Below are 22612 nucleotides of genomic sequence, written 5' to 3' on the forward strand. Positions count from 1 at the left end.
AAAGAGATTGGTTTAGATTTTGATTCAAACTATACTGTTTTTATGTATCAGTTGTTGGAGGAAAATATGAATTCTAATCATAAAAATAATAAGTTATCTCTTTTGTTAGAAATACTTATTGTTTCTACTAAACTGGGTTTAACTTCTTTTGGTGGACCAATCGCTCATTTAGGTTATTTTCGTGCAGAATATGTAAAAAGGAAAAAGTGGATTGACGATCAAAACTATGCTGACCTAGTCGCTTTGTCACAATTTTTACCTGGACCGGCAAGCAGTCAGGTTGGCATTGGTATTGGGGTAATACGTGCAGGTGTCTTAGGAGGCATTGTCTCATTTATTGGATTTACATTACCATCAGTCATTGTACTTGTGTTATTTGCATTATTACTACAAGACTTGGATATAAAAAATTCCGGTTGGATCCATGGACTAAAACTGGTTGCAGTACCTATTGTTGCACAGGCTATTTTAGGTATGGTAAAGAACTTGACGCCTGATTTAAAAAGGAAAGCTCTTGCTTTGTTTGCAATGATCGCCACACTAATATGGCAAACGACATTCACTCAAATTGCTGTCATTTCAATTTCTTCAATTTGCGGATTTTTTCTATATCAAGATAATGAAAATAGTGATAAAACTACATTAGTTACGAATATATCAAAAAAAGTTTCAATCATTTGTTTGGCTATATTTTTTATATTATTAGTTTTATTACCCTTAATTAGTTCATTTACAGCGTCAAAATGGATATCTATATTTGACAGTTTTTACAGAGCAGGATCAATGGTATTTGGGGGTGGCCATGTTGTTCTTCCTTTACTTGAACGTGAGTTTGTTCCTACAGGATGGATAAACAAAGAAACATTTTTGGCTGGATATGGTGTAACGCAGGCAGTACCAGGACCATTATTTACGTTTGCATCCTATTTAGGAACTGCAATGTTGGGCTGGCGAGGAGGTTTAATTGCAACGATTGCCATCTTTTTACCTGCTTTCCTACTTATTATAGGTACTCTCCCATTTTGGTCTAGTATGCGTCGTAGTTCAAAATTAAGGAGAGCTTTATTAGGCGTAAACGCAGCAGTAGTTGGGATCTTAATTTCAGCTTTTTTTAATCCAATATGGATAAGTTCTGTTTTTTCGATTGCTGACTTTCTAATCGTAGCGATGTTATTTAGTATGTTAGTAATTATGAAATTACCACCATGGGTTATTGTACTTGTAGGAGCAATTAGTGGGGAAATCATATCTAGAATCTAAATTTAATTTGGATGAATAGATCTGTTCAAACTCTAGAAGAACCGCTCCTCGCATTTATTAATAGAAGAACAATCGAATAAAAAAAGCAGAAAAACTCAGACAAGGTTTTTCTGCTTTTTTATTTTCAATTATTTTAACAATACAGCAATATTTCTTGCAGTTCTTTCAATGTTTTCAAATGCGTTTTTCATAATATCTTCAATCGGTAAGATTGCAGGAATTGTAGGAAAAATAGCATCGATTCCGTGTTTATACAATTCCTCGATTCCATCGCCAATACTTCCACAAATTGCAATTACTTTCGCATTAGCTGGGGCACAAGCAGCCGCCCCAATAGGTGCTTTACCATAAATTGTTTGTCCATCAATTCTGCCTTCTCCTACAATTACAATGTCAGCATCCTTACAAACTTCTTTAACATTTAATTGATCAAGAACCAGTTCAATCCCTTTTTTTATTGAAGCATTTGCGAATAGCATTAAGCCTGCACCCATGCCTCCACCAGCTCCACTACCAGGGATCTCTGTGACGGACTTATTTAGATAATGCTCAGTAATCTGATAGAAATTTCCCATTGCTTCATCCATTGTAGCTAATTGATCCGCAGAAAGCCCTTTCTGTGGTCCAAATATATATGTTGCTCCATTTCTACCAATCAATGGGTTTACAACATCTGCCGCTATAGTGATTTTTACTTGATCTAATAGTGGTGACTTGTTTTTATCAGACATTGAAGCTACTTTTAGCAATGCCTCACCATTGCATGCAATTTCCCTACCGTTTTGATCGAAGAATTGGTAACCTAGCGCTTGAGCCATCCCAATCCCACCATCATTTGTTGAGCTACCTCCAACACCAACAATAAGCTCAGAAGCTCCACGATCAATAGCATGAAGAATTAATTCGCCAACACCAAAGGAAGTAGTTTGCAAGGGATCACGTTTTTCAAGCGGTACAAGATGCAAACCACAAGCTTCAGCCATTTCTATAAATGCCGTTTTATTATCCTTTGAAAATGCAATTTTAGCTTGTACAGTTTCACTAAGAGGGCCTGTTACATTAATGGTTTCTACATCTCCACCATTTGATGCGATTAAAGCTTGAACAGTGCCCTCCCCTCCGTCGGCCAATGGTAATAAATGATACTCTGCATTAGGGAATACGGAATGAAAGCCTTTATGAATGGCATTAGCTACATTCGTTGCATCCAAGCTTTCTTTAAAGGAATCAGGTAATATTACTACTTTCATTTTTCCTCCTTAAAGTGAAGCGATAATTTGATCTGTTAAGTTAAATAATTCTCCATTAATTTCAATCGCAACTTCTGTATCAGTTTGTTTAGTCACAGTTACAGATTCTTGCGAAATTGAAATCTCAAGATTTGTACCTTGCCAATGGAACGGGAAAGAAAGTTTGTCCCAATTTTTAGGTAAGTTTGGATTAATCTTTAACTTATTTGTTTCTACCGTTATGTTTGCAAAACCAAAGATTGTTGCTAACCAATTTGCACCTAGTGATGCTGCATGAATTCCTTCATCTGAAGACTTCGGATTAGGCCCTAGATCAATTAAGCAAGCTTCTTGGAAAAGTCGATAAGCATTTTCTTTTTCTCCACATCTTGCAGCAACAATAGCATGAATCGCTTTACTAAGTGATGAATCATGAATTGTATGCTCCTCATAATAATGCAAATTCTTTTTGACTACATCTTCATCAAATAAATTTGGGAATAGATAAAGTAGCATAACTACATCAGCCTGTTTTAAAATCTGCATCTCATTTACTTCTTGTCGTGAATAATCAAAGAGTATTGCCTGGCTACCTTGTGTCTGTTTATAAATCGATAAATCAATCTCAGGTTTTAATAAAAATGTATCATCCTGTGGAATAATCTTGTCTTCGTTTGGTTGTGGTAAGTAAAGTCGATTTAAAAAGTCATTTCCGCTCTTTATTAGGTCTTCTTCAATTTTATTATATTTTTCCATATAACATAATGCTTGTTGAACATTATAATAAGCCATATAGTTCGTGTAAGCATTGTTGTTTATATGTTCTGTATATTCATCAGGTCCAATTACATCATTAATGGAAAGTACTTCATTTTCATCAATCGTACGACTAATCCAAAAACGTGCAGTTTCTTTTAACAATTCTAAACCTTCATTTGCCATAAATACATCATCAAATGTATTTTCATAGTATTGACATACTGCAAAAGCAATGTCAGCAACAATATGATGCTCGGCTATAGCTGAAGCAACCTTTTGACGAGTACCAGTTAATATATTAATAGCTGCATATTCAGGAGTTTCCTCCATTCCAGTGTATGCACTTTCCCAAGGGAAAAGAGCTCCGGCATAACCATTTTTAGTAGCTTTATCTTTTGCTTCTTTTATATGAAGATATCGATAGGTTAATAATTTTCTTGCTACTTCTGGTTCAGTAAATAAATGAAAAGGTGCAATAAAAATTTCTGTATCCCAAAATACATGTCCTTTATAGCCTTCACCAGTTAAACCCTTTGCTCCAACACTGAAACGATCATCATGTGATGGTGTCATTATTTCAATATGGTAAAGTGAAAAGTCGATTGCGATTTGATCAATCTCTTCCTTTGAAGAAATGCAAACACGCTTTTGTTCCCAAAAATGATTCCACTTAATAGCTGAACTTTCTAGTAGACGATCGTAACCAGTTGATTTATTATCTTGAACAGCCTGAATACTAGCTTGTGCAGGCTCCTCTTCTACCTTATCAATTGAAGTATAGATTGCGCTGATTTTTTCTAATTCGAACGGCTGATCAACAGTTAAATCTTGTTTAATGATTGCCATAAGTTGACGGTTCTTGGCCACAAAAGAAACATCACTTGTACTAGGTACATTACATGATGTTGCTAAAGCGATTGTATGATTACTTTCAGTCGTTCTATAGACAGCATGCATGACTTTTTTATCGATGACACGAATGTTTTCCTCTAATAGATGCTGCTTTCCAAAATTAGATGTTTGTGCATCAATACCAGTTGTTATTTTAACTGATGCATCGCAATCCAAACTAATCACAGTAATTTTTGATGCAAGTAAATGTAAATTATCTTTTGAAGCAAATCGTTGAAATTTTAGACAAAAACGGTTACCATCTTTGTTTTTCCATACGACTTCTCTTGTTAGTTCACCTTTTTGCATATTTAAAATACGCTCATATGAAAGGATTTCACCTGTAAGGACAGAAAAAATCTCACCATTTATTTCAATTTTCATACCAATTAGATCTGGTAAATTTACGATTTCTGTAACATCATTTGATGTGAATTTATTATAAACTCCTGCTACGTACATTCCCCGAGTTTGTTCTGAATAGTATTCTTCATGACTTGCTCGTAAACCTAAATAGCCATTTCCTAAAGCCATAATCGTTGCGTATTTATTGATAGATTGTAAATCAAATTTATTTTCGTTAATGACATTTACTTCATTCATAAAGATATACTCTCACCTTTTTCAGCTGATTGATAGATCGCTTCAACAAGTTGTTGGATAGCATAACCTTGTTTTCCATCTGCTAACATGACATTCTTCCCTAGGCAACGATCAACAAAAGCAGCTATGCTTTTCGAATGACGGTCAGGATCAGCCTCTTCTCTCTTTAAAAGAGTTACAAGCTCTCCTTTTTCATCTGTATAGATTTCCGCTGGAAACATCGAAGCACCAGCTTGATCTCCACAAAGTTCTACATTCATTTCTGATTTTTCTTTTATATTCAATGCAAAGGATGTTTCTAATTGGATTAAGCATCCATTCTCTAATTCAATATAAGAAAATAAAGAATCTTCTACTTCAAATTTTGAAGGATCCCATTTACCAAATGCACCTTCATCTTTCTTATGACCAATTTTCTTAAACATTTTTGCTGTTACTTTTTTAACTTTTGGATAGTCCAAAACGTAAAGTGCAGTATCAAGCATATGGATTCCTAAGTCGATTAGTGGTCCTCCACCTTGGATTACTTTATTAGTGAAGTTACCCCAACCAGGAATGCCATTTCGTCTTAAAGCCTTTACTTTAACAAAATAAATATCACCTAATAATCCTTGCTCTATATTTTCTTTTACAATCGATACATCGTCAGCAAAACGATGATGAAAATCATAGGCAAGTATACGTCCCTTGGCTAAAGCTGTTTCATACATCTTTCTAGCATCTTCAGCTAAGATAGCAGGTGGTTTTTCACAAAAAACATCACAATTATTTTCTAATGCCTGCATAACACTCTCAAAATGATATTTATTTGGAGTACAGACACTAACAATTTCAGGACTTTCTTTTGCATACATTTCAGTAGCATCAGTGTAATAGTTAGGAATATTATTACGCTCTGCAAAGCTCCTTAGCGATTCCTCATTTACACCAACTACTGCAACAACTTCTAAATCTTCTCTAGTTTTATAGTAAGCAACGTGAACTTTTTCAGCTATTTGTCCCCCGCCAATAATAGCTACTCTCTTCTTAATCACAATGCTACTCCTCTCAATTTAAAGCTTCTTTTATATGATGAAATGCCTTAATATATTCATCTTCTAAGTTTGTTCCACGAACACGACATTCAAATGTTAAATAACCATCATAGCCATCATTTTTTAATTGCTCAAAGTGCTTTTTAAAATCTAATGATCCACTACCTGGTTGGAAACGGTGATTATCTGCAATGTGGATATGTTCAACTAAATCACGATTATTGTGAAGTGCTTCTGATATACCATCTTCTTCAATATTCATGTGATAGAAGTCAGCAATTATTTTCACATTTTTAAACTGATTATCTTCAATATATTTACGTGCATCATTTAAAGTATTAATCATATGATCTTGATATCTGTTTAATGGTTCCAAGTAAATTGTAGTTCCTGTTTCACCTGCTACTCTATCTAAAAATTTTAGTGATTCAGTAACAGCTTTTCGGTCTCCCTCTATACTTCTTGGTGATGTCATAGGTGGTAATCGGAATGTAAACATCCCCCATGCTGCTGGAACGACAATCCCTTTTCCTCCAACCTCTTTTAATGCCCTTAAGATTTCTTCAATATCAGCCAACCCTTTTAATCGACGCTCTTCAATAAAGTCACCAATCCATCCATAATAACCACCGCAAGCTGTAGTTACAGGTAAACCAGTCTCTGCGATCGCTTCTTTAACCTCATCTAAATGATCAACTAAAAATTTACCATCGATTTCAAAACCTTCAAAACCAATTTCTTTTAAATAGTTAAATTTATCCTTAATGTTTTCTGGGAAAAATGCTTGATTTTGAGTTCCAATTTTCATCTTTATTCACTCCTAAATAGAGGGGAGTGCTAAACACTCCCAATATTCTTCTTTTACTTATTAAATTGAACACCCATCTTAATACTTAGTTCAGGTTTTTGATCAACAAATTCCATATATGATTCAGCTACTTCATTAAATGAAACAACTGGTTCAATTAAATCTTCACAATTTAAATACCCGTTCATTAATAATTCCCAACAAGTATTTTCGATACGTTTACGTGACCAACGAGGATAATCTGGGTTCGGTTCACTACTGCCTCGTGAAAATACAATCTTTGCATTGTTAAAGTGAGCTTCACGTCCAAGGTTAAATCCTTCTGGGAAAGGTTTAGCAAATGCAATATAAGAAATTGTTCCACCGTATGCAATTCCTCTTAACGCTGCTTGAAGTGCACTTGAAACACCACTAGTTTCAATAATTGAATCTGCACCTAATTTATTTGTTATTTTTTTAATTTCGTATCCTAAATCACAAGCTGTTGGATCGAAGCAATAGTCAGCTCCATTTTTTAAAGCGATATCACATCTGTGGCTAATTGGATCTACACCAATTACAATACTAGCGCCAGCTTTCTTTGCTAATTGAATTGCAATTTGTCCAATCGCACCTAAACCGACAACTACTACATAATCACCCGCTCTAACATTTGCGTCTCTGACACCGCTCATCGCAAATTGTGCTGGGTCATAATAAACGGCATTCTTCCATGAAGAACCTTCTGGCATTTTACGTAATTTATAGTTATCTACAGCATTAACGATTACAGTTTCCATTATTGGACCATAAGTACAAACTTGATCACCAAATTTATACTCAGTCACCTCATCGCCAATTTCACAAATGCTACCTACAACCATATTTCCTAATTGAAATTCACCAAATACGATTCCACGAGCAGAACCTTCTTCACGTGGCATAAACATTTTCCACTCTTCATTGAACTCCTCATCAATAAATGGGCTAAGTCCTCTAAAATCAACTACTTCCGTACCATGCTTCGGTGATGCGAATTCTACTTTAATTTTTACTTCATTTGGTTGTACTGGACGATCTTCGTACTCGACTAATGCTGCAACTCTCGGTTCAACTGCTACTAATTTTTTCATTTTATTTCTTCCTTTCAGTAAAAAATTGTTTCGAATTAACCTTTTACTCCACCTTCAGTTAAGTTCCCTTTAATAAAGTGCTCGGATAATGCATACATAATAACGACTGGCAATGCAGTAACTAAAGATGCTGCCATCATACGACCCCACACATAATCTGGTGTACTAAATAAAGTATTTAAACCGATTGGTAACGTAAAGTTTTCTGAACTTGATAAGAAAATCGATGCAAATAAGTAATCATTCCATGCAATCATAAATGCATATACGAAAACAGAAACGATTCCTGATATTGATAAAGGAATAATAATATAGAAGATTATTTTTAATCGACTAAGACCATCAATCATTGCCGCTTCTTCTAAATCTTCAGGAATTGTATCGAAATAACTCCTTAACATAAAAATCGCAGTTGGAAGAGTTTGCACAATCATCGTAATGATTAATGCCATTTTTGTATCATATAAGCCAAAGCCAGAAATTATTTTGAATAAAGGAACTACAAGTAAAATCCCTGAAAACATATATACTGTGTAAAAACTAGCATTAATTGTGACTCTTCCTTTAAATTTCAGTTTCGATAATGCGTACGCTCCTAATATTCCAAGTGCAACTGATAATGAAGCTGCTATTATTGAAACAATTAAACTATTTTTGAAGTAGTTTAAATATGGGAAAATTGTTGGATTAAAAATGTCAATATAATGCTGGAAAGTCCATTCATGTGGCAATATTGTCGGATTTGTTGCAATTGCATCTTTTGAACTTTTTAATGACGTCATTAGCATAATAAAGAATGGAAATAACATGATTCCTAGTATTAGAATCAGCACAACGTAGAAACCAGTTTTCTTAATCATTTTGTTTCTTTTGCTACTTACTGCTGCCATTTAAGTTCACCCTCTTTCTTGATACGATAATAACAATGAATAATATGATGAATAAGATTACTGAAATTGACGATGCTTTTCCTAAATTATTGAAAGCAAACGCTGTTTCGTATAAATAAATACCTAAAATATTTACTTTGTTTGTTAATAAATAAACATCTGTAAACATGTAAAACATCCAGATAAATCGTAATGTTACAACAGTTAGTAATACCGGCATAATCGCAGGTAAAGTTACAACTTTAAACTTTTGCCAAAGCGAAGCACCATCAATATCAGCAGCTTCGTATAACGATTTATCAATCGTTTGCAAGATTGCTAAAAACGAAATAAAGGCATAAGGGAAATACTTCCAAATTGCAAAAACTACTACAACTATAAAACTACTAACTGGATTATCAAACCATAATGGTGCAGTTTTAAATAGATGGAAAACGTCCGTACCTAAATAATTAATAATCCCATATGAGTTATTAAACATATATTTCCAAGCAAAAACTAATGATATAGATGGCGTTACATAAGATAAGATAATTAAAGATCGAGCAGTTTTACGAAACTTAAATGGTCGATTAAAGAATAACGCAACTCCTAGACCAACTACAGTACTACCAACTACAGTTAATATTGTATATAGAATGGTAATACCTAAAGATTTATAAAACTCTATATCTTTAATAACATCTGTGTAATGAGATAAACCAACAAACTTAGCTGGTAATCTAGGGTTAATTGGCTGATCAAAAAAACTTATTTTAATATTAGATAACATCGGATAAGCAACTAGTAATAATAGAAGGAAAATACTTGGTAAAAGTAGTACCATGGCTAGCTTTATATCAGATTTTTTTCGGACAATCGGTTTCATACTACCTCCTAAAAAACAATCTATTCTTTCATTTGATAGATTGGTGATAAAGAAAAGTTGTTTAAAAAGCAACTTAGCTTGCTTTTCAAGCGTTCGTTCTTCTTAAACAACTTTCAGTAATTAGAAATCTAATAATTAATACAAGGTAAATTAAGAGTTTATTTAATTACACCTTTTAATTTTTCTCCTGCTTCTTTAATAGCAGAATCTACGCTTTTTCCACCAACAGTCACTTCATTAATTAACTTAGCAACTGCTCCTGAACTTGTCACATCACCCATTTTTAAGAAGTTCTTGTTATCTACAAGACCAAAAACTTGAATGTTATCAAACGCGCTTGCGATTTCAGTTGAAAGTTCACCAAATGAATTTACAACTTTATTTTCTTTATATTCTTTGCTTTTTGTTACATCTTTATTTACTGGTTGAGATCCACCTGGAGACATTAATACTAACTTAGTATTATTTTCAGGTTTCGCCATAAACTCTACTAATTTTTCTGCTGCAGCTTTTTGGTCATCATCTAAACCAGAAGAAATCGTATACGCAGATACTGTTCCATAAACTGCTTTTGTTTTTTCAGTTGGAATGACAAATCCAATATTGTTTGTTTTACCTTCTTCATATACAGAAGGTAGGATATAAGTTGAGTAAACCGCCATTGGAGCAGAGCCATTCATAAAAGCATCTTTTACTTCAGTAACATCATTAGAACCTGGCATTGTGTATTTTGATAATTCTTTGTAGTAACTTACAGCTTCTTTCATTTCAGGTGTATCTAATGTTAAATTCCCTTTGCTATCGAACATATTTGCATTATTTGATAAAGCAAATTGTGAGAAGGCTTGTTCAGAAAAACCACCTTCAACAGTTGGAATTGCGATTCCGTATTTTTTGCTTCCGCTATTCGTAAACGCCTTTGCAATCTTTAAAACATCATCCCAGTTTTTAGGTTCTGCGAATCCTTTGTCCGCAAGCATTTGCTTGTTATACCAAATTCCTTGTACCCAACCACTAATTGGAACACCTGTATAATTTTTGCCATCCTCAGTTTTTAAAAGCTTTAAAGCACCTTCATAATACTTATCTTCCCCAACTTTAGAGATGACAGATTTCACTGCATCTTTATCAATTAATTCATCTTTGTCCATAACTTTTGCATAGTCTTGTCCAACTTCAATTACTGCTGGAAGTTTACCAGAGCTTGCTAATGTAACAACTTTTGTATTATAAGCATCTTCCTCAACTGGAACTTGCTTTACTTTAATATTTGGATTTGCTTTTTCAAATTTTGAAATTAAGTCTGTAATAACTGCTAATCTTTCTTGTTCAACAGAAGAATGCATAAATTCGATCGTTACTTTACCATTCTCTTTTTTACCACCACAAGCTGTTAATCCAACAGCTAACATTAAAACCAAGAACATACTTAAAAATTTCTTCATTGTTCTTCCTCCTAATTTACTGGTTTTAACCAAAGGAATTCATATGGATCTAAAGAAATGTATTCATTAAATTCTTCAACTTCTCCAGTTAAAATATTCATATACTTTCCTTTTACATCACAATTAACTTCTTCATTTGATAGATTGTGAAGAATGATAATGCTCTCATCTTCATTCATTCGTTTAATAGCAAATACTTTCTTATTAACTTCAAGTACATCCATTTTTACATCTGGATTAAATAATTTTTCACCCTTACGCACTTGAATTATTTTTGTTAGTTCAGTAAAAACTTTATTTCTTAATGATCCTTCTTCTTTTAATTCTTTTTCAATTTCAACAAGTGAATATTTTTGGCGATTAATCGAACGATTCATTCCTGTTCTTTCTACACCTGCATAATCATTTCTTGAACCAAGCATACTTTGAATATAAATTGCTGGTACTCCTTGGAACGTTAATAAAATCGAATGTGCCAATAGGAATTTCTTTACTCTTATTTCATCACTTGAAGATTGTTTATTTAAAGCATCTAAATAAGTTACATTAATTTCGTATGGACTTTCAGTACCATCTGAATTTTTCTTATAATTTACTAATGCACCTTCTACTTTTAAATCTTCTACTAATGAAAGAATTTCTTCTTCAGAGATAATTCCACGAATAGGATTTAAACCAATTCCATCATGAGAGGCCAAGAAATTAAAGAAAGTTGTATCTTCTTTAGAGCCTTCAAGATTTTTTGCCCAGTTTGTTAATACACTTCCATTTCCATTATGAAGTGAATATAAAACTAATGGAGGTAGTGGAAATTGATAAACCATATGTGCTTCATCATGACCGTTACCAAAATAAGAAATATTATCTAAATGAGGCACATTTGTTTCAGTAATCATTACTGTACCTTTTGCAGCTTCATCTAATAAATCTCGGAATAATTTTACGATTTCATGTGTTTTTTCTAGATGGATACAAGAAGTTCCAACTTCTTTCCACATATATCCTACAGCATCAAGTCTTACATATTCTGCTCCTTGTTCCAGGTAAAACAGTAAAACATCAACCATATCTAATAAAACTTGTGGATTACTAAAATTTAAATCAATTTGATCGTCACTAAACGTTGTCCAAATGTATTTTTCCTCACCATTCGCTAATTTAAACTTTGATAGCAATGGAAGTGCTCTAGGTCTAGTTACTGAACTTAAATCAATTGATGGATCCATTTCGACGAAGTAATCTTTATATTTTGAATCACCATTCAAATAGCCTTGGAACCATTCACTCTTACTAGAAATGTGATTACATACATAATCAAACATGATTCTCGCTGATTTAGATAAACTCTCAATATGTGACCAATCTCCTAAATCTGGATTTACTTTTTTATAGTCAACTACTGAAAAACCATCATCAGATGTATAAGGATAAAAAGGTAAAATATGAACAAGTTCAAATTTATTTGCTAAATGTTCATCAAACATTTTTTTAAATGATTCTAATGTTGGTTTTCCCTCTTCTTGAAACTGGTCCCCATAAGTAATTAAAACAACATCTGACTCATCCCAATTTTGTTTTCTTTTTTTAGTAATTTTCAATTTAGCTTCTTCTATTCGTTTCTCTATTAAGCTATTAATCTGATCTATATCTTCATTTTCATAAATAAAAGCTAATCTTTCTTTTATTTTACTCATATGATTCCTCCTTGTGGTATCGCTCCCACAGAGATGTAAAAAAAATGGTACACGTCTTGGTACCGCTCCCAAATTCAATATATTATAGAAAGCGCTTACTGTCAATTTAAAATATTTATAAAAATTCTTTTTTTTTTTTGCAATCTTTTTACTTTAATAGAATAATTTATAGCGTTTTATTTTTAAGACTAAATATTTAGTATTGCTACTTTTTACTATTCTCCCTATAATTGCCCTTGTAATAAATACACCATGAAATAAGTTTAATTTTACGATTCGCTGTTCACAGTCTTGACAAATTTTAAAATAAATCGTTACTATCAATGTATATTATGTACAATATTTTTTTGGAAGCCGCTCCTAGCTATAAGTAACAAAAAAGTATTTCGATATAACTTTTTGATTGTTACGGAATCATAATTTTTTTAAAAAATAAATAATAACGAAAAAATGTAAACGTTTTTACTAAAATTACTTTAAACAAGAATGGAGTATACAAATGGGCCCTACAATTTATGATATTGCTCGTGTAGCTAACGTTTCAAAGTCCACTGTATCTCGAGTATTAAATAATAAAGATAATATTTCAGAAGAAAGTCGTAATCGAGTAATGAAGGCAATTGAAGAATTAAATTATCAGCCAAATAAATTAGCTCGAGCACTTACATCATCAGGCTTTGATGCAATCTTGGTGATGTCTCGTTCTACGAAAACAACTGCCGGAAATACGTTTTTCTCTGAAATTATTCACTCTATTTCAACGAGATCAGAAGTAGAAAATTTCGATGTCATTATCCAAACATCTAAAAATAGCAAAGATGAGTTAAATAAATGTATCGAGAAAATTCGAGGGAAAATGATTAAGGGAATTCTAATGCTGAGTTCACCTGCAAATGAAGACTTTTTTAAAGAATTAGATAAATATGAAATTCCAGTAGTTGTTATTGGAAGAGTTGAAGGAAATTATCAACATATTTATTCAGTGGATACTGATAATTTTAACGATAGTTATCAATTAGTCCAACACTTAATCGATCAAGGACATACTGACATTGCATGTTTTCATTCTTCTCTCGATTACCATGTATCGATTGACAGATTGGAAGGATATAAAAAATGTCTAGTTGATAACGGAATTCCACTTCGCCCTGATCGAATTATTGATAGTGGTTATACAATGGAAAGAGCATATGAAGTTTCAGAATCACTTTTGAAATCAAAAGATTTGCCTACTGCAATTTTTGCAATAGATGATCTTAAGGTTATTGGACTTTATAATACAACTGCAAAGTTAGGAATATCTATTCCAAAAGATATATCAATTATTGGATATAATAATGGCATTTTTTCACCTTTATTCTCACCACCTTTAACTGGGATTGAAATTCCGATTATGAAGCTTGGTGAAATAGCTACGGACTTACTGTTTAAGCGAATAAAAAATGAACCTGAAAAATCAGAGCATATTATTGTTCCAACCAAACTAGTCGAACGAAAATCAGTTGCTAAAATAAATTGATTGAAGTAATGGGGGTACCATTTTGAATAAACAAATTGAAGCGATTATTTTTGACTTAGATGGCGTAATTACTGATACGGCTGAATTTCATTATTTAGCATGGAAAAAACTAGGTGAAGATTTAGGAATTCCTTTTGACCGAGAGTTTAATGAAACGCTAAAAGGAGTAAGCCGAACAGATTCATTAGAAAGAATCCTAGAATTAGGAGACAGACAAAATGATTTCTCCGAAGCTGAAAAAGATGAGCTAGCAACAAAAAAGAATGCTCATTATGTTGAACTAATCCGTAATATTTCTGAAAAGGATCTATTACCAGGAATTGAATCTTTCTTAATTCAAATCAAGAGAGCAGACATTAAAATTGCGATGGCTTCGGCTTCAAAGAATGCATTAATGGTTGCTAATGCTTTAGGAATTACCTCATATTTTGATCATATCGTTGACGCTGCAACGGTCGTTAATTCAAAACCAGATCCAGAGGTATTTCTAAAAGCAGCTAATGCAGTTTCGGCTAACCCTGAAAACTGTATAGGTGTGGAGGATGCGGCTGCAGGAGTTGATGCAATTAATGCTGCAAATATGTTCTCTGTTGCAATTGGAGATTCTACTATTTTAAGCCATGCAAATGTTGTTTTATCATCAACAGAAGAATTAGAGCTTAATAGAATTATTGATAAGTATTTCGCATCATAAATTATATAAGAATAACTTTTCGTCTATCTAACAAAAAAACGAAAATCTCATTTTTAAGATTTTCGTTTTTTTTATTATGAAAATATCTCTTCTTGTTTTCCAACCAACTCAATCTCAAATCCTAAATCTTCTAGCATTGCATGGTCACTATTTGTCTCTTGACCTTCCGTAGTCAAATAATCACCTATAAAAATACTATTTGCAGCATACAGTCCTAGTGGTTGTAAACTACGCAGATTTACTTCGCGTCCTCCAGAAATTCGAATTTCTTTCGTTGGATTTATAAAGCGGAATAGCGCTAATACTTTTAAACAGTAACGTGGATTTAATTCGTTTACTCCTTCTAGTTTCGTTCCATTAATAGCATGTAAAAAGTTTATCGGAATGGAATCTGCATCCAATTTATGTAATGACCTCGCAATCGAAATAACATCATGTTTTGTTTCCTTCATCCCAATAATGGCTCCCGAACACGGAGATATACCTGACTGTTTAACTTTCTCAACCGTATCGATTCGATCCTGATATGTGTGGGTTGTCGTAATATAACTATGGTGCTCAGCTGATGTATTTAAATTATGATTATATCGATCAACACCTGCTTCTTTAAGCTCATTTGCTTGGTTATCTTTAATAAGCCCCAAGCAAGCACATACTTTTAAACCATATAATTCTTTAATTTCCTTAACTGCATCAGTTACTACATTTACATCTCGATTCGTTGGTCCGCGCCCACTTGCAACAATGCAATATGTACCTGCTTTTAATTCAAAGGCACGCTTTGCCCCATCAAGAATTTCTTCTTTAGATAGAAAAGGATATTTCTCAATCGGTGCACTAGAAATTGAAGACTGGGAACAATATCCACAATCCTCAGGACAATAACCACTTTTAGCGTTAATAATCATATTAAGTTTAACTTTTTTTCCATAATAATATTTCCTTATGATAAATGCACCGTTTAAAAGTGAAAGTAAATCGTCATCTTCACATGACAATATGCTCAAAGCTTCCTCATCTGAAATTTCTTTACCTAAAATAACCTCTTGCGCTAATTTAGTCCAATTCATATGATCACTCACCATTTCATTGATTTTTCGTTAATAATTGCTGGAATTCTATAATAGATGTTTCTGTAAATGAATCCATCTGCTCTGGTATAACTCCAAGAATGTTATGACCTGTTAATTTTTCTAACATAACTAAATTATCTTTTTCCATTTCACCCATAACGGATGGTACTTTATTAATTAATAATCCCATTAGATTAATTTGGTGTGATTTTAAATATTCAGTTGTTAATACAGTATGATTAATTGTTCCTAGCTTTAGTGATGTAACAAGGATTACTGGTAAGTTTAATCGTTTTATTAAATCTATCGTTCCAAAATTTTCTTTTAACGGAACCGCAACCCCACCCGCTCCTTCAACAAAAACAACATCATGCTTATTTTCTAGTTGCTTATATTTTTCTAAAATAACATGTTCATCAATATAAACATCTTCTAGTTTACTAGCTAAATGTGGTGAGACCGGTGTTTTCAATGTATAAGTACCGTAGTAATCATGCTCTTCTGTTAGTTCTAAATTCTCTTTATAATAGGCTGTATCTTCCCCTATTAGTCTATTGTTAATATTAACAACTCCACTTTGTATTGGTTTATAAGGTATTGCATCGATTCCTTTGTTCTGCAAGCAATTCACCATTTGGGCAGTAACATAGGTTTTTCCAATATTCGTATCGATACCAGTTACAAAATATCCTTTTCCCATCTTAAGCAGCCACCTTTTTTTCATTTTCTCTAGCTTGTACAAAATGGGAATGTAGGCGCACCGCCAATATTCCCCCAAAAACAGCTAGTAACAAATCTTGCCCAATACTATATACGAGTCCCATCATTAGCACCTTTTCTAAGGATACGGGACTATCTAACCAAGTATTTAAAGAAATATATACATATGTAATGCCTAAAATATAAACAATCATTAACCCTATTACATTAGCAAAAATAAAATGCTTAAGTTTTGGTTTCTTTGTTTTTTCAACGATTGATCCAATTACGAACGCAGCAATAATGAAACCGATTAAATAGCCAAATGTTGGCTTTAAAACATATTCAGGTCCACCACCAGAAGCAAATACTGGTATTCCGATTAATCCAATTCCAACATAAAGTAGTTGACTCATCATCCCTTTTTTACTTCCTAATAGATTGCCGGCTAAAAATACAAAAAGTATTTGAAGCGTAAAAGGAATCACTGGTAAAGGAATCTTTATAAAGGCTCCAATCGATGTTAGTGAGGCAAATAATGAAATTACTGTTAATGATAAAGTTCTATTTTGCATTGTATCCCCCCTATTAGTTTATGAGTTTGGCAAATTAGCAAAATTTGACAAACTAACAAAATTAAATTAACATGCAATTGAAATATATGTCAACCTAACTATAAAATTTGGTTAACATATAAAACAGGGGGTAACTTATATGAACCATGAATTCTATCAAGATTTATCTAAAAAAAATAAACAGTATCTTTGGCACCCTTTTACTCAAATGAAGGATTATCTAAACGAAGATCCGCTAATTATTTCACATGGTAAAGATCGAAAACTATATGATGTACTAGGCAATGAATATTACGATGGTGTATCCTCTATTTGGTTAAATGTTCACGGTCATAATATTCAAGAATTAAATGAAGCCATTCATGAACAATTAGAGAAGGTTGCTCATTCAACACTTCTAGGAATGGCTAATATACCCGCAATTCTTTTAGCAGAGAAGCTAGTTGAAATCACTCCTAACGGCTTAGAAAAAGTCTTTTATTCAGACTCAGGTGCTACATCTGTCGAAATCGCGATTAAAATGGCCTATCAATATTGGAGAAACATAGGTAAATCTAATAAAAATACTTTTGTTACGATGAAGGAAGCTTATCATGGAGATACAATCGGAGCAGTATCTGTCGGAGCAATCGATTTATATCATCAAGCATATAATGAATTACTGTTTCAAAGCATAAAGGTTTCTTATCCACATCTTTATCGTTCAAAATATGTGGGAACTGAAGAAGAAATAATCAATTCCTATTTAAAAGAGGTTGAAAATTTATTCATCGAAAAAGCTAATTCAATTGCGGCATTGATTATTGAACCAATTGTTCAAGGAGCTAGTGGTATTATTGTCATGCCAAAAGGGTATTTAAAAGCAATACAAGAATTATGCATAAAGTATGATGTATTGTTAATTGCAGATGAAGTAGCAACAGGATTTGGTCGAACCGGAAAAATGTTTGCTTGCGAACTAGAAGGAGTTACGCCAGATATTTTAACTTGCGGAAAAGGGTTAACAGGTGGCTATTTACCAGTAGCAGCAACTTTAACGACAAACAGAATTTATGAAGCATTTTTAGGTACATATGAAGAACAAAAAACTTTCTTTCATGGACATAGCTACACAGGTAATCCCCTTGGATGCGCTGTTGCATTAGCGAATCTAGATTTATTTAATAAAAGGAAATTATTACAACATGTCGAAATAATCTCATCTTATGTCCAAGAGAAACTAATGCAATTTAATGAGTTAAAACATGTTGGAGATATACGTCAGAGTGGCTTGATGATTGGAATTGAACTAGTAAAATCAAAAGATACTAAAGAAGCTTTCCATTGGAACGAACGAATAGGTGTGAAGGTAACCAAAAGAGCAAAAGAGCTTGGACTACTCACCCGTCCCCTTGGAAATGTTATTGTATTTATGCCTCCATTAGCTTCAAAGGAATCGGAGCTTGATGAAATGATCGATATTCTTTATCGCGCTATTTCTGAAGTTACTGATATGTAAACTAGACACTTGAACTTATCTGAAATTCTGATTTTTGGGGCTTTGCTACAAAATTAAACCATGAATAGATTTACTAGTTCATGGTTTAATTTTATGACTTGAATTGAAATTCTAATTCAATTGCTTTTTTATACTGATTGCTCTTAATATAATAAGAATATAATTTTTTTCCGTACTGCTCGTAATAAGTAATATTATTTGTTTGTTTAAACTGAGGAATTGCCACTTCGCTCAAGAATGTAATATATCTCTTTTGATTATTTTCACAGTTCAGCTTTAAGAGCATGAATAAAGTACAATGTATTAAACTTTGACGTTTTTCAGCTAGTTTAGTTCCGAAATGAATTAACTCTAAAAGTTCAGTCTTTGGGAGTAAGTTACCTTCTAAACATGCCTCTAAATAATTATAATAACGCCTCAAATAATAGATTGTATAATTTTCTGTTGAAAGCAAGGATTGTTCAAAGTAATTTGAAGCGATTTCAAAATTACCTTTTTTAAAATACTTAACACCTAAATTATTTAATAGAATTCCCTTTTGTAGATCTGCACCTACTCTTTCACAAGTGCGAATTAAATTATGATATTTTTCAATTAGCTCTTCAAATCCAATATCTTGATCGTATTGAAATAATAAGAATGATTGAGCGTTAATTGCCTGAACATAGTTATAGTTTTTATTAAAATAATTTAGAGCTTTCCTTGCATATACGTATGCTAATAGCTTAGATCCCGCAAAATAATAAGCAAGTGCTAGATGGTATAAATATTCTTTATTTTTATACGTATCTGTATTTATTTGCTTTAATACATTTACGGCAGCTCTCATATCTTCACTTACAGTAGTTCTATAAATGCTAATGTAATAAATTCCCTTAACATGCAGAAGGAAATTTTTTTCATATTCACTAATATGAACATATACTTTTTCAATTTTTTCAATTGTTTTTTTAGCTTTTTTTAATATTTTTTTATAAAGATAAAATCTAACCAACAATAATAAATACTGCACAGCATATTTTGTTGACATAATAAAAGCTATATTCTTAAGTTTGTTCATGTAGTCATCAATACATTTGTTTTTTTGTTTTATAATTGCTAGGTTTAAGCCATGCAAATATTTTTCAATTTGATAATATGATTCTAACTTTTCATTTAAATCAATACCTAATCGATCAGAAAACAATGCGATCATTTCAGGAGAAAATGTAGCTTTCCCACATTCAAATCTACTCAAATATGATTTAGAGCAAATTCCTTCACATAGCATTTCTTGACTAAATCCTCTTTTCTCACGGTAAAACTTAATTATTTTTCCGACTAACATTATTTCCTCCTAATTTTACTTACGAAACCGGGATCAATTTAGTATGGTTTAAACTTCTTTATTTCTATTTGTTTAGATCGATATCATAATCAATATTCCTTTGTAAATAATTATTAGTCCTTATCTCAAAATAATACTGAATCACAAGATAAGCCTCCTTTTATACTTTTTACAGATTATTGAGTTAATTATAATTGTAGATTATTATAAAATATATTTAGTGTTTTTTATGATCCGTTATTAAAAATTCTTAACTTAGAAAGATGTGGCACAATGCATATTGAAAGGCTTAAATACATTTATGAAGTTTCCGTTACAAATTCTATATCCATAGCTTCTCAAAATTTACATGTCACACAATCGGCAGTTAGTCAGGCAATCTCAAGTGTTGAAGAAGAATTAGGCATAAAAATTTTCAATCGAGACCGACAAGGAACAAATCTAACTTTTGAAGGAAAACAATTAATCGAAACAATAAAAGAACTGCTACAAAATTATCAAAAATTAATAGAACAATCTGTAAGTCTTCAAAATGAACCTAGTGGGATATTAAAAATAGCTACAATCCCTGGACATATGGCTACTATCCTAAAAACATTTTCTAATTTTAAAAAGGAACATCCAAATATGTCTTTAAGTGTAGTAGAGAAAGGGTCTAAAGATATCGTAGAAGGTGTAATAAAACAAAAATACGATTTTGGTTTCATTCAATTTCGAAATTATTTAATGGATGATATAAAAAAAATCCCGTCAGGAGTTATTATGACTAGCCCTATACATATTTGTGCTAGTAAGTCCTCACGATTAGCTTTAAAAAATTCGGTAACAATTAATGAATTAAAAGATGAAAACTTTGTACTTTATAATGATGACTATTTTAAGTCTTTATCAGAGTATTTAAAGGATCTTACAATGAATGTATTATTTGTAACTGATAATTTAGAGGTTATTAGAGGTGCAGTTATTGAAGACTTGGCAATCACATTTGATACAAGGATATCCCTGAAAAATGAGGCTTCCATTTTGAATGGACAAACTGTTTCAATCCCTTTAGTAAATGTAGAACCTTCTACAATTCCTATTGGATGGGTTCGTTCAAAAACTTTAGCCTCACCAGTTTTATATGATAAATTTTTAAATCTTTTAAAGCTTGAGTTAGAAAGGCTTGAGAATAATATGCTATAAATATTTCTGAATAACATAATTAATATAGTTTAAAAATAAAAAATCCCCGTATATTAGCCACGGGGATTCTCTTCTATTAGAATTAAATTATGCTCGATTATTTGGTTTACGTTTTTAACAATTTTTCCTCACGTATATTCTCTTTTAACAGCGATACAAATCGAAACAACTCCAATGAAAATATGATTCCACTTAACCAAACCGAACTGAATACAAACCCAGCAGCAATGTCACTAGGCAATAAGTGGTGCAAATAGACACTGCTAATCGAAAATAATACTACTACAAAAATAAAACAAAAGAACATTATCAAATTAAGCATATAAGCTTTGTTGTGCCGAATTAACATAATAATGAAATAACCTAATACTGTTAAAATCAACATAGACTTTTCATTTGGAAAGTTTTTACTTACATTACCACCCAACATAAAGTTGAATATCCATGGAATCCCTATGGATAGGATAAGAATCCCAGCTAAACTAGCGATAAAAAAGAGCATTTCTAGCCACTTATTTTTGTTATTGATCAGTATCACTAAGATTGTAGCAAGTGAAATCGTCACTAAAACCTTCCAAGTCGATAATGAATAAATAAAATTCATACTTCCATGCCAATTTTGATTAAATAAATTAAAAACAATAGTCTTGAATATAGAATTGAATTTATCAAATTCATTGCTAATTGTATCTTGAATAAGCCCGACCATTAAGATAAAAAACGAAACGAAAAAAATTAAACAGATTAAGATGATCAATTTTATTTTCATGAAGCTTTTAAATCTCTTGAAACTTGATTCAAAAATTAATAGTAATGACTCTTTAATTATTTCCTTATTTGTTTTAACAACAAAAAAAGCGAGAACGATAAAACCTAATAATATACTACCTAGTACTAACCACTTTTTAATTTCTACTTGATAGATATCCCATTTAGGTCCCATTGCCTGTCCTAGCCAAATAAAGGTTCCTATCCAAAGAAATACACCTATATAGGAAAAAATAGCAAAGGCTCGATATGGTAATTTAATGATTCCAGAAATAATGCTTGCGAAATGTCTAATCCCCGGAATAAAGAAAGATACTAGCAATAATACCTTCCCATATTTTTCATACCATTTTGACATCTTTTCGATCTTTTCTGGGCCCATATGGATATAGTGTCCAAACTTACGAAAAAATGGTGTACCAAGCTTATATCCTAACCAATAAGAAATTGTTACCCCAACTACCCCTCCAAGACCGGCAGAAATAATAGATAATACAATATTCATTTTCCCATGAAAACATAAAACACCTACATAACTCATCAATGCTTCATTCGGAATAGGAACTATAATCAATTCCAACATTAATGATAAAAATAGGATTATATAACCATATTCATTTAATAAATGGATGATTTCGTTCATATTACAACCTCAATTTTCAATACTCATGTACTGATTAT

19 protein-coding genes are annotated in these 22612 nt (G+C 32.2%); 5 read left to right on the forward strand and 14 right to left on the reverse strand.

Going from position 1 to position 22612, the window contains the following annotated elements; genetic code table 11:
- Nucleotides 1-66 precede the first annotated feature (66 nt).
- Complete coding sequence (locus BM319_RS17730; RefSeq protein WP_069033191.1) at nucleotides 67-1260, forward strand: chromate transporter; 1194 nt, start codon at nucleotides 67-69, stop codon at nucleotides 1258-1260.
- Between the two features lie 128 nt (nucleotides 1261-1388).
- Here the strand turns inward: BM319_RS17730 and BM319_RS17735 are convergent, their stop codons facing one another.
- The 9 genes from BM319_RS17735 to BM319_RS17775 all read right to left on the reverse strand — a co-directional run bounded on the left by BM319_RS17735 (nucleotide 1389) and on the right by BM319_RS17775 (nucleotide 12593).
- A complete protein-coding gene (locus tag BM319_RS17735; RefSeq protein ID WP_091023918.1) occupies nucleotides 1389-2510 on the reverse strand; it encodes a glycerate kinase in 1122 nt (373 codons plus the stop codon).
- 9 nt (nucleotides 2511-2519) lie between these two features.
- Nucleotides 2520-4742 carry a glycoside hydrolase family 65 protein gene (locus tag BM319_RS17740; RefSeq protein WP_091023920.1) on the reverse strand — a complete coding sequence of 741 codons (2223 nt, stop codon included), beginning with the start codon at nucleotides 4740-4742 and terminating at the stop codon, nucleotides 2520-2522.
- The gene (locus BM319_RS17745) at nucleotides 4739-5773 is read right to left on the reverse strand and encodes a Gfo/Idh/MocA family protein (RefSeq protein WP_069033246.1); all 1035 of its coding nucleotides are present in this window, start codon (nucleotides 5771-5773) and stop codon (nucleotides 4739-4741) included. Before BM319_RS17745 ends, BM319_RS17740 begins: the two co-directional genes overlap by 4 nt.
- Before the next feature lie 16 nt (nucleotides 5774-5789).
- Nucleotides 5790-6584 carry a sugar phosphate isomerase/epimerase family protein gene (locus BM319_RS17750; protein ID WP_091023922.1) on the reverse strand — a complete coding sequence of 265 codons (795 nt, stop codon included), beginning with the start codon at nucleotides 6582-6584 and terminating at the stop codon, nucleotides 5790-5792.
- Nucleotides 6585-6637: 53 nt separating this feature from the next.
- Nucleotides 6638-7696 (reverse strand): zinc-dependent alcohol dehydrogenase, encoded by a 1059-nt coding sequence (locus BM319_RS17755; protein WP_091023924.1) that lies wholly within the window; start codon nucleotides 7694-7696, stop codon nucleotides 6638-6640.
- Between the two features lie 35 nt (nucleotides 7697-7731).
- The gene (locus tag BM319_RS17760; RefSeq protein WP_091023926.1) at nucleotides 7732-8586 is read right to left on the reverse strand and encodes a carbohydrate ABC transporter permease; all 855 of its coding nucleotides are present in this window, start codon (nucleotides 8584-8586) and stop codon (nucleotides 7732-7734) included.
- Nucleotides 8570-9454, reverse strand: coding sequence for a carbohydrate ABC transporter permease (locus BM319_RS17765; RefSeq protein ID WP_069033185.1), 885 nt, complete (start codon nucleotides 9452-9454; stop codon nucleotides 8570-8572). The genes BM319_RS17760 and BM319_RS17765 overlap by 17 nt, the downstream gene beginning before the upstream one ends.
- Before the next feature lie 158 nt (nucleotides 9455-9612).
- On the reverse strand, nucleotides 9613-10899 hold the full coding sequence (locus BM319_RS17770) for an ABC transporter substrate-binding protein (protein WP_069033184.1): 1287 nt from the start codon (nucleotides 10897-10899) through the stop codon (nucleotides 9613-9615).
- 11 nt (nucleotides 10900-10910) lie between these two features.
- A complete protein-coding gene (locus tag BM319_RS17775) occupies nucleotides 10911-12593 on the reverse strand; it encodes an alpha-amylase family glycosyl hydrolase (RefSeq protein ID WP_069033183.1) in 1683 nt (560 codons plus the stop codon).
- Nucleotides 12594-13092: 499 nt separating this feature from the next.
- On the opposite strand from BM319_RS17775, the gene BM319_RS17780 reads away from it, so the two are divergent.
- Both BM319_RS17780 and pgmB read left to right on the forward strand, forming a co-directional pair.
- Complete coding sequence (locus BM319_RS17780) at nucleotides 13093-14112, forward strand: LacI family DNA-binding transcriptional regulator (RefSeq protein ID WP_091023929.1); 1020 nt, start codon at nucleotides 13093-13095, stop codon at nucleotides 14110-14112.
- A 22-nt stretch (nucleotides 14113-14134) separates the two neighbouring features.
- The gene (gene pgmB / locus BM319_RS17785; protein ID WP_069033181.1) at nucleotides 14135-14806 is read left to right on the forward strand and encodes a beta-phosphoglucomutase; all 672 of its coding nucleotides are present in this window, start codon (nucleotides 14135-14137) and stop codon (nucleotides 14804-14806) included.
- Between the two features lie 74 nt (nucleotides 14807-14880).
- Here the strand turns inward: pgmB and bioB are convergent, their stop codons facing one another.
- The 3 genes from bioB to BM319_RS17800 are packed head-to-tail and all read right to left on the reverse strand — an operon-like array spanning nucleotide 14881 to nucleotide 17153.
- Nucleotides 14881-15876: a biotin synthase BioB gene (gene bioB / locus BM319_RS17790; protein WP_091023932.1), complete on the reverse strand. Its 996-nt coding sequence runs from the start codon at nucleotides 15874-15876 to the stop codon at nucleotides 14881-14883.
- 16 nt (nucleotides 15877-15892) lie between these two features.
- Nucleotides 15893-16579, reverse strand: coding sequence for a dethiobiotin synthase (gene bioD, locus BM319_RS17795; RefSeq protein WP_175495637.1), 687 nt, complete (start codon nucleotides 16577-16579; stop codon nucleotides 15893-15895).
- A 1-nt stretch (nucleotide 16580) separates the two neighbouring features.
- On the reverse strand, nucleotides 16581-17153 hold the full coding sequence (locus BM319_RS17800; RefSeq protein ID WP_091023936.1) for a biotin transporter BioY: 573 nt from the start codon (nucleotides 17151-17153) through the stop codon (nucleotides 16581-16583).
- A 139-nt stretch (nucleotides 17154-17292) separates the two neighbouring features.
- Here BM319_RS17800 and bioA point away from each other — a divergent pair, with 139 nt between their 5' ends.
- Complete coding sequence (gene bioA, locus BM319_RS17805) at nucleotides 17293-18651, forward strand: adenosylmethionine--8-amino-7-oxononanoate transaminase (protein ID WP_069033177.1); 1359 nt, start codon at nucleotides 17293-17295, stop codon at nucleotides 18649-18651.
- Between the two features lie 91 nt (nucleotides 18652-18742).
- Here the strand turns inward: bioA and BM319_RS17810 are convergent, their stop codons facing one another.
- The gene (locus tag BM319_RS17810) at nucleotides 18743-19978 is read right to left on the reverse strand and encodes a helix-turn-helix domain-containing protein (RefSeq protein WP_091023937.1); all 1236 of its coding nucleotides are present in this window, start codon (nucleotides 19976-19978) and stop codon (nucleotides 18743-18745) included.
- Between the two features lie 273 nt (nucleotides 19979-20251).
- Between BM319_RS17810 and BM319_RS17815 the strand changes: the two genes are divergently transcribed.
- Nucleotides 20252-21163, forward strand: a complete 912-nt coding sequence (locus BM319_RS17815) for a LysR family transcriptional regulator (protein ID WP_069033175.1) — start codon at nucleotides 20252-20254, stop codon at nucleotides 21161-21163.
- Nucleotides 21164-21269: 106 nt separating this feature from the next.
- Here BM319_RS17815 and BM319_RS17820 read toward each other — a convergent pair whose 3' ends face one another.
- Nucleotides 21270-22574 carry a VTT domain-containing protein gene (locus tag BM319_RS17820; RefSeq protein ID WP_091023940.1) on the reverse strand — a complete coding sequence of 435 codons (1305 nt, stop codon included), beginning with the start codon at nucleotides 22572-22574 and terminating at the stop codon, nucleotides 21270-21272.
- Nucleotides 22575-22612: the final 38 nt, after the last annotated feature.

The organism is Bacillus sp. UNCCL81, from assembly GCF_900112535.1.
Taxonomy (GTDB): Bacteria; Bacillota; Bacilli; order Bacillales; family Bacillaceae_G; genus Gottfriedia; species Gottfriedia luciferensis_B.

Excerpts from the sequence above, each read along its gene's own strand:
- BM319_RS17730 (WP_069033191.1), top strand. The coding sequence starts at position 67 with ATGAATTCTAATCATAAAAATAATAAGTTATCTCTTTTGTTAGAAATA.
- BM319_RS17735 (WP_091023918.1), bottom strand. The coding sequence starts at position 2,510 with ATGAAAGTAGTAATATTACCTGATTCCTTTAAAGAAAGCTTGGATGCA.
- BM319_RS17740 (WP_091023920.1), bottom strand. The coding sequence starts at position 4,742 with ATGAATGAAGTAAATGTCATTAACGAAAATAAATTTGATTTACAATCT.
- BM319_RS17750 (WP_091023922.1), bottom strand. The coding sequence starts at position 6,584 with ATGAAAATTGGAACTCAAAATCAAGCATTTTTCCCAGAAAACATTAAG.
- BM319_RS17755 (WP_091023924.1), bottom strand. The coding sequence starts at position 7,696 with ATGAAAAAATTAGTAGCAGTTGAACCGAGAGTTGCAGCATTAGTCGAG.
- BM319_RS17760 (WP_091023926.1), bottom strand. The coding sequence starts at position 8,586 with ATGGCAGCAGTAAGTAGCAAAAGAAACAAAATGATTAAGAAAACTGGT.
- BM319_RS17765 (WP_069033185.1), bottom strand. The coding sequence starts at position 9,454 with ATGAAACCGATTGTCCGAAAAAAATCTGATATAAAGCTAGCCATGGTA.
- BM319_RS17770 (WP_069033184.1), bottom strand. The coding sequence starts at position 10,899 with ATGAAGAAATTTTTAAGTATGTTCTTGGTTTTAATGTTAGCTGTTGGA.
- BM319_RS17775 (WP_069033183.1), bottom strand. The coding sequence starts at position 12,593 with ATGAGTAAAATAAAAGAAAGATTAGCTTTTATTTATGAAAATGAAGAT.
- BM319_RS17780 (WP_091023929.1), top strand. The coding sequence starts at position 13,093 with ATGGGCCCTACAATTTATGATATTGCTCGTGTAGCTAACGTTTCAAAG.
- bioB (WP_091023932.1), bottom strand. The coding sequence starts at position 15,876 with ATGAATTGGACTAAATTAGCGCAAGAGGTTATTTTAGGTAAAGAAATT.
- bioD (WP_175495637.1), bottom strand. The coding sequence starts at position 16,579 with ATGGGAAAAGGATATTTTGTAACTGGTATCGATACGAATATTGGAAAA.
- BM319_RS17800 (WP_091023936.1), bottom strand. The coding sequence starts at position 17,153 with ATGCAAAATAGAACTTTATCATTAACAGTAATTTCATTATTTGCCTCA.
- bioA (WP_069033177.1), top strand. The coding sequence starts at position 17,293 with ATGAACCATGAATTCTATCAAGATTTATCTAAAAAAAATAAACAGTAT.
- BM319_RS17810 (WP_091023937.1), bottom strand. The coding sequence starts at position 19,978 with ATGTTAGTCGGAAAAATAATTAAGTTTTACCGTGAGAAAAGAGGATTT.
- BM319_RS17815 (WP_069033175.1), top strand. The coding sequence starts at position 20,252 with ATGCATATTGAAAGGCTTAAATACATTTATGAAGTTTCCGTTACAAAT.
- BM319_RS17820 (WP_091023940.1), bottom strand. The coding sequence starts at position 22,574 with ATGAACGAAATCATCCATTTATTAAATGAATATGGTTATATAATCCTA.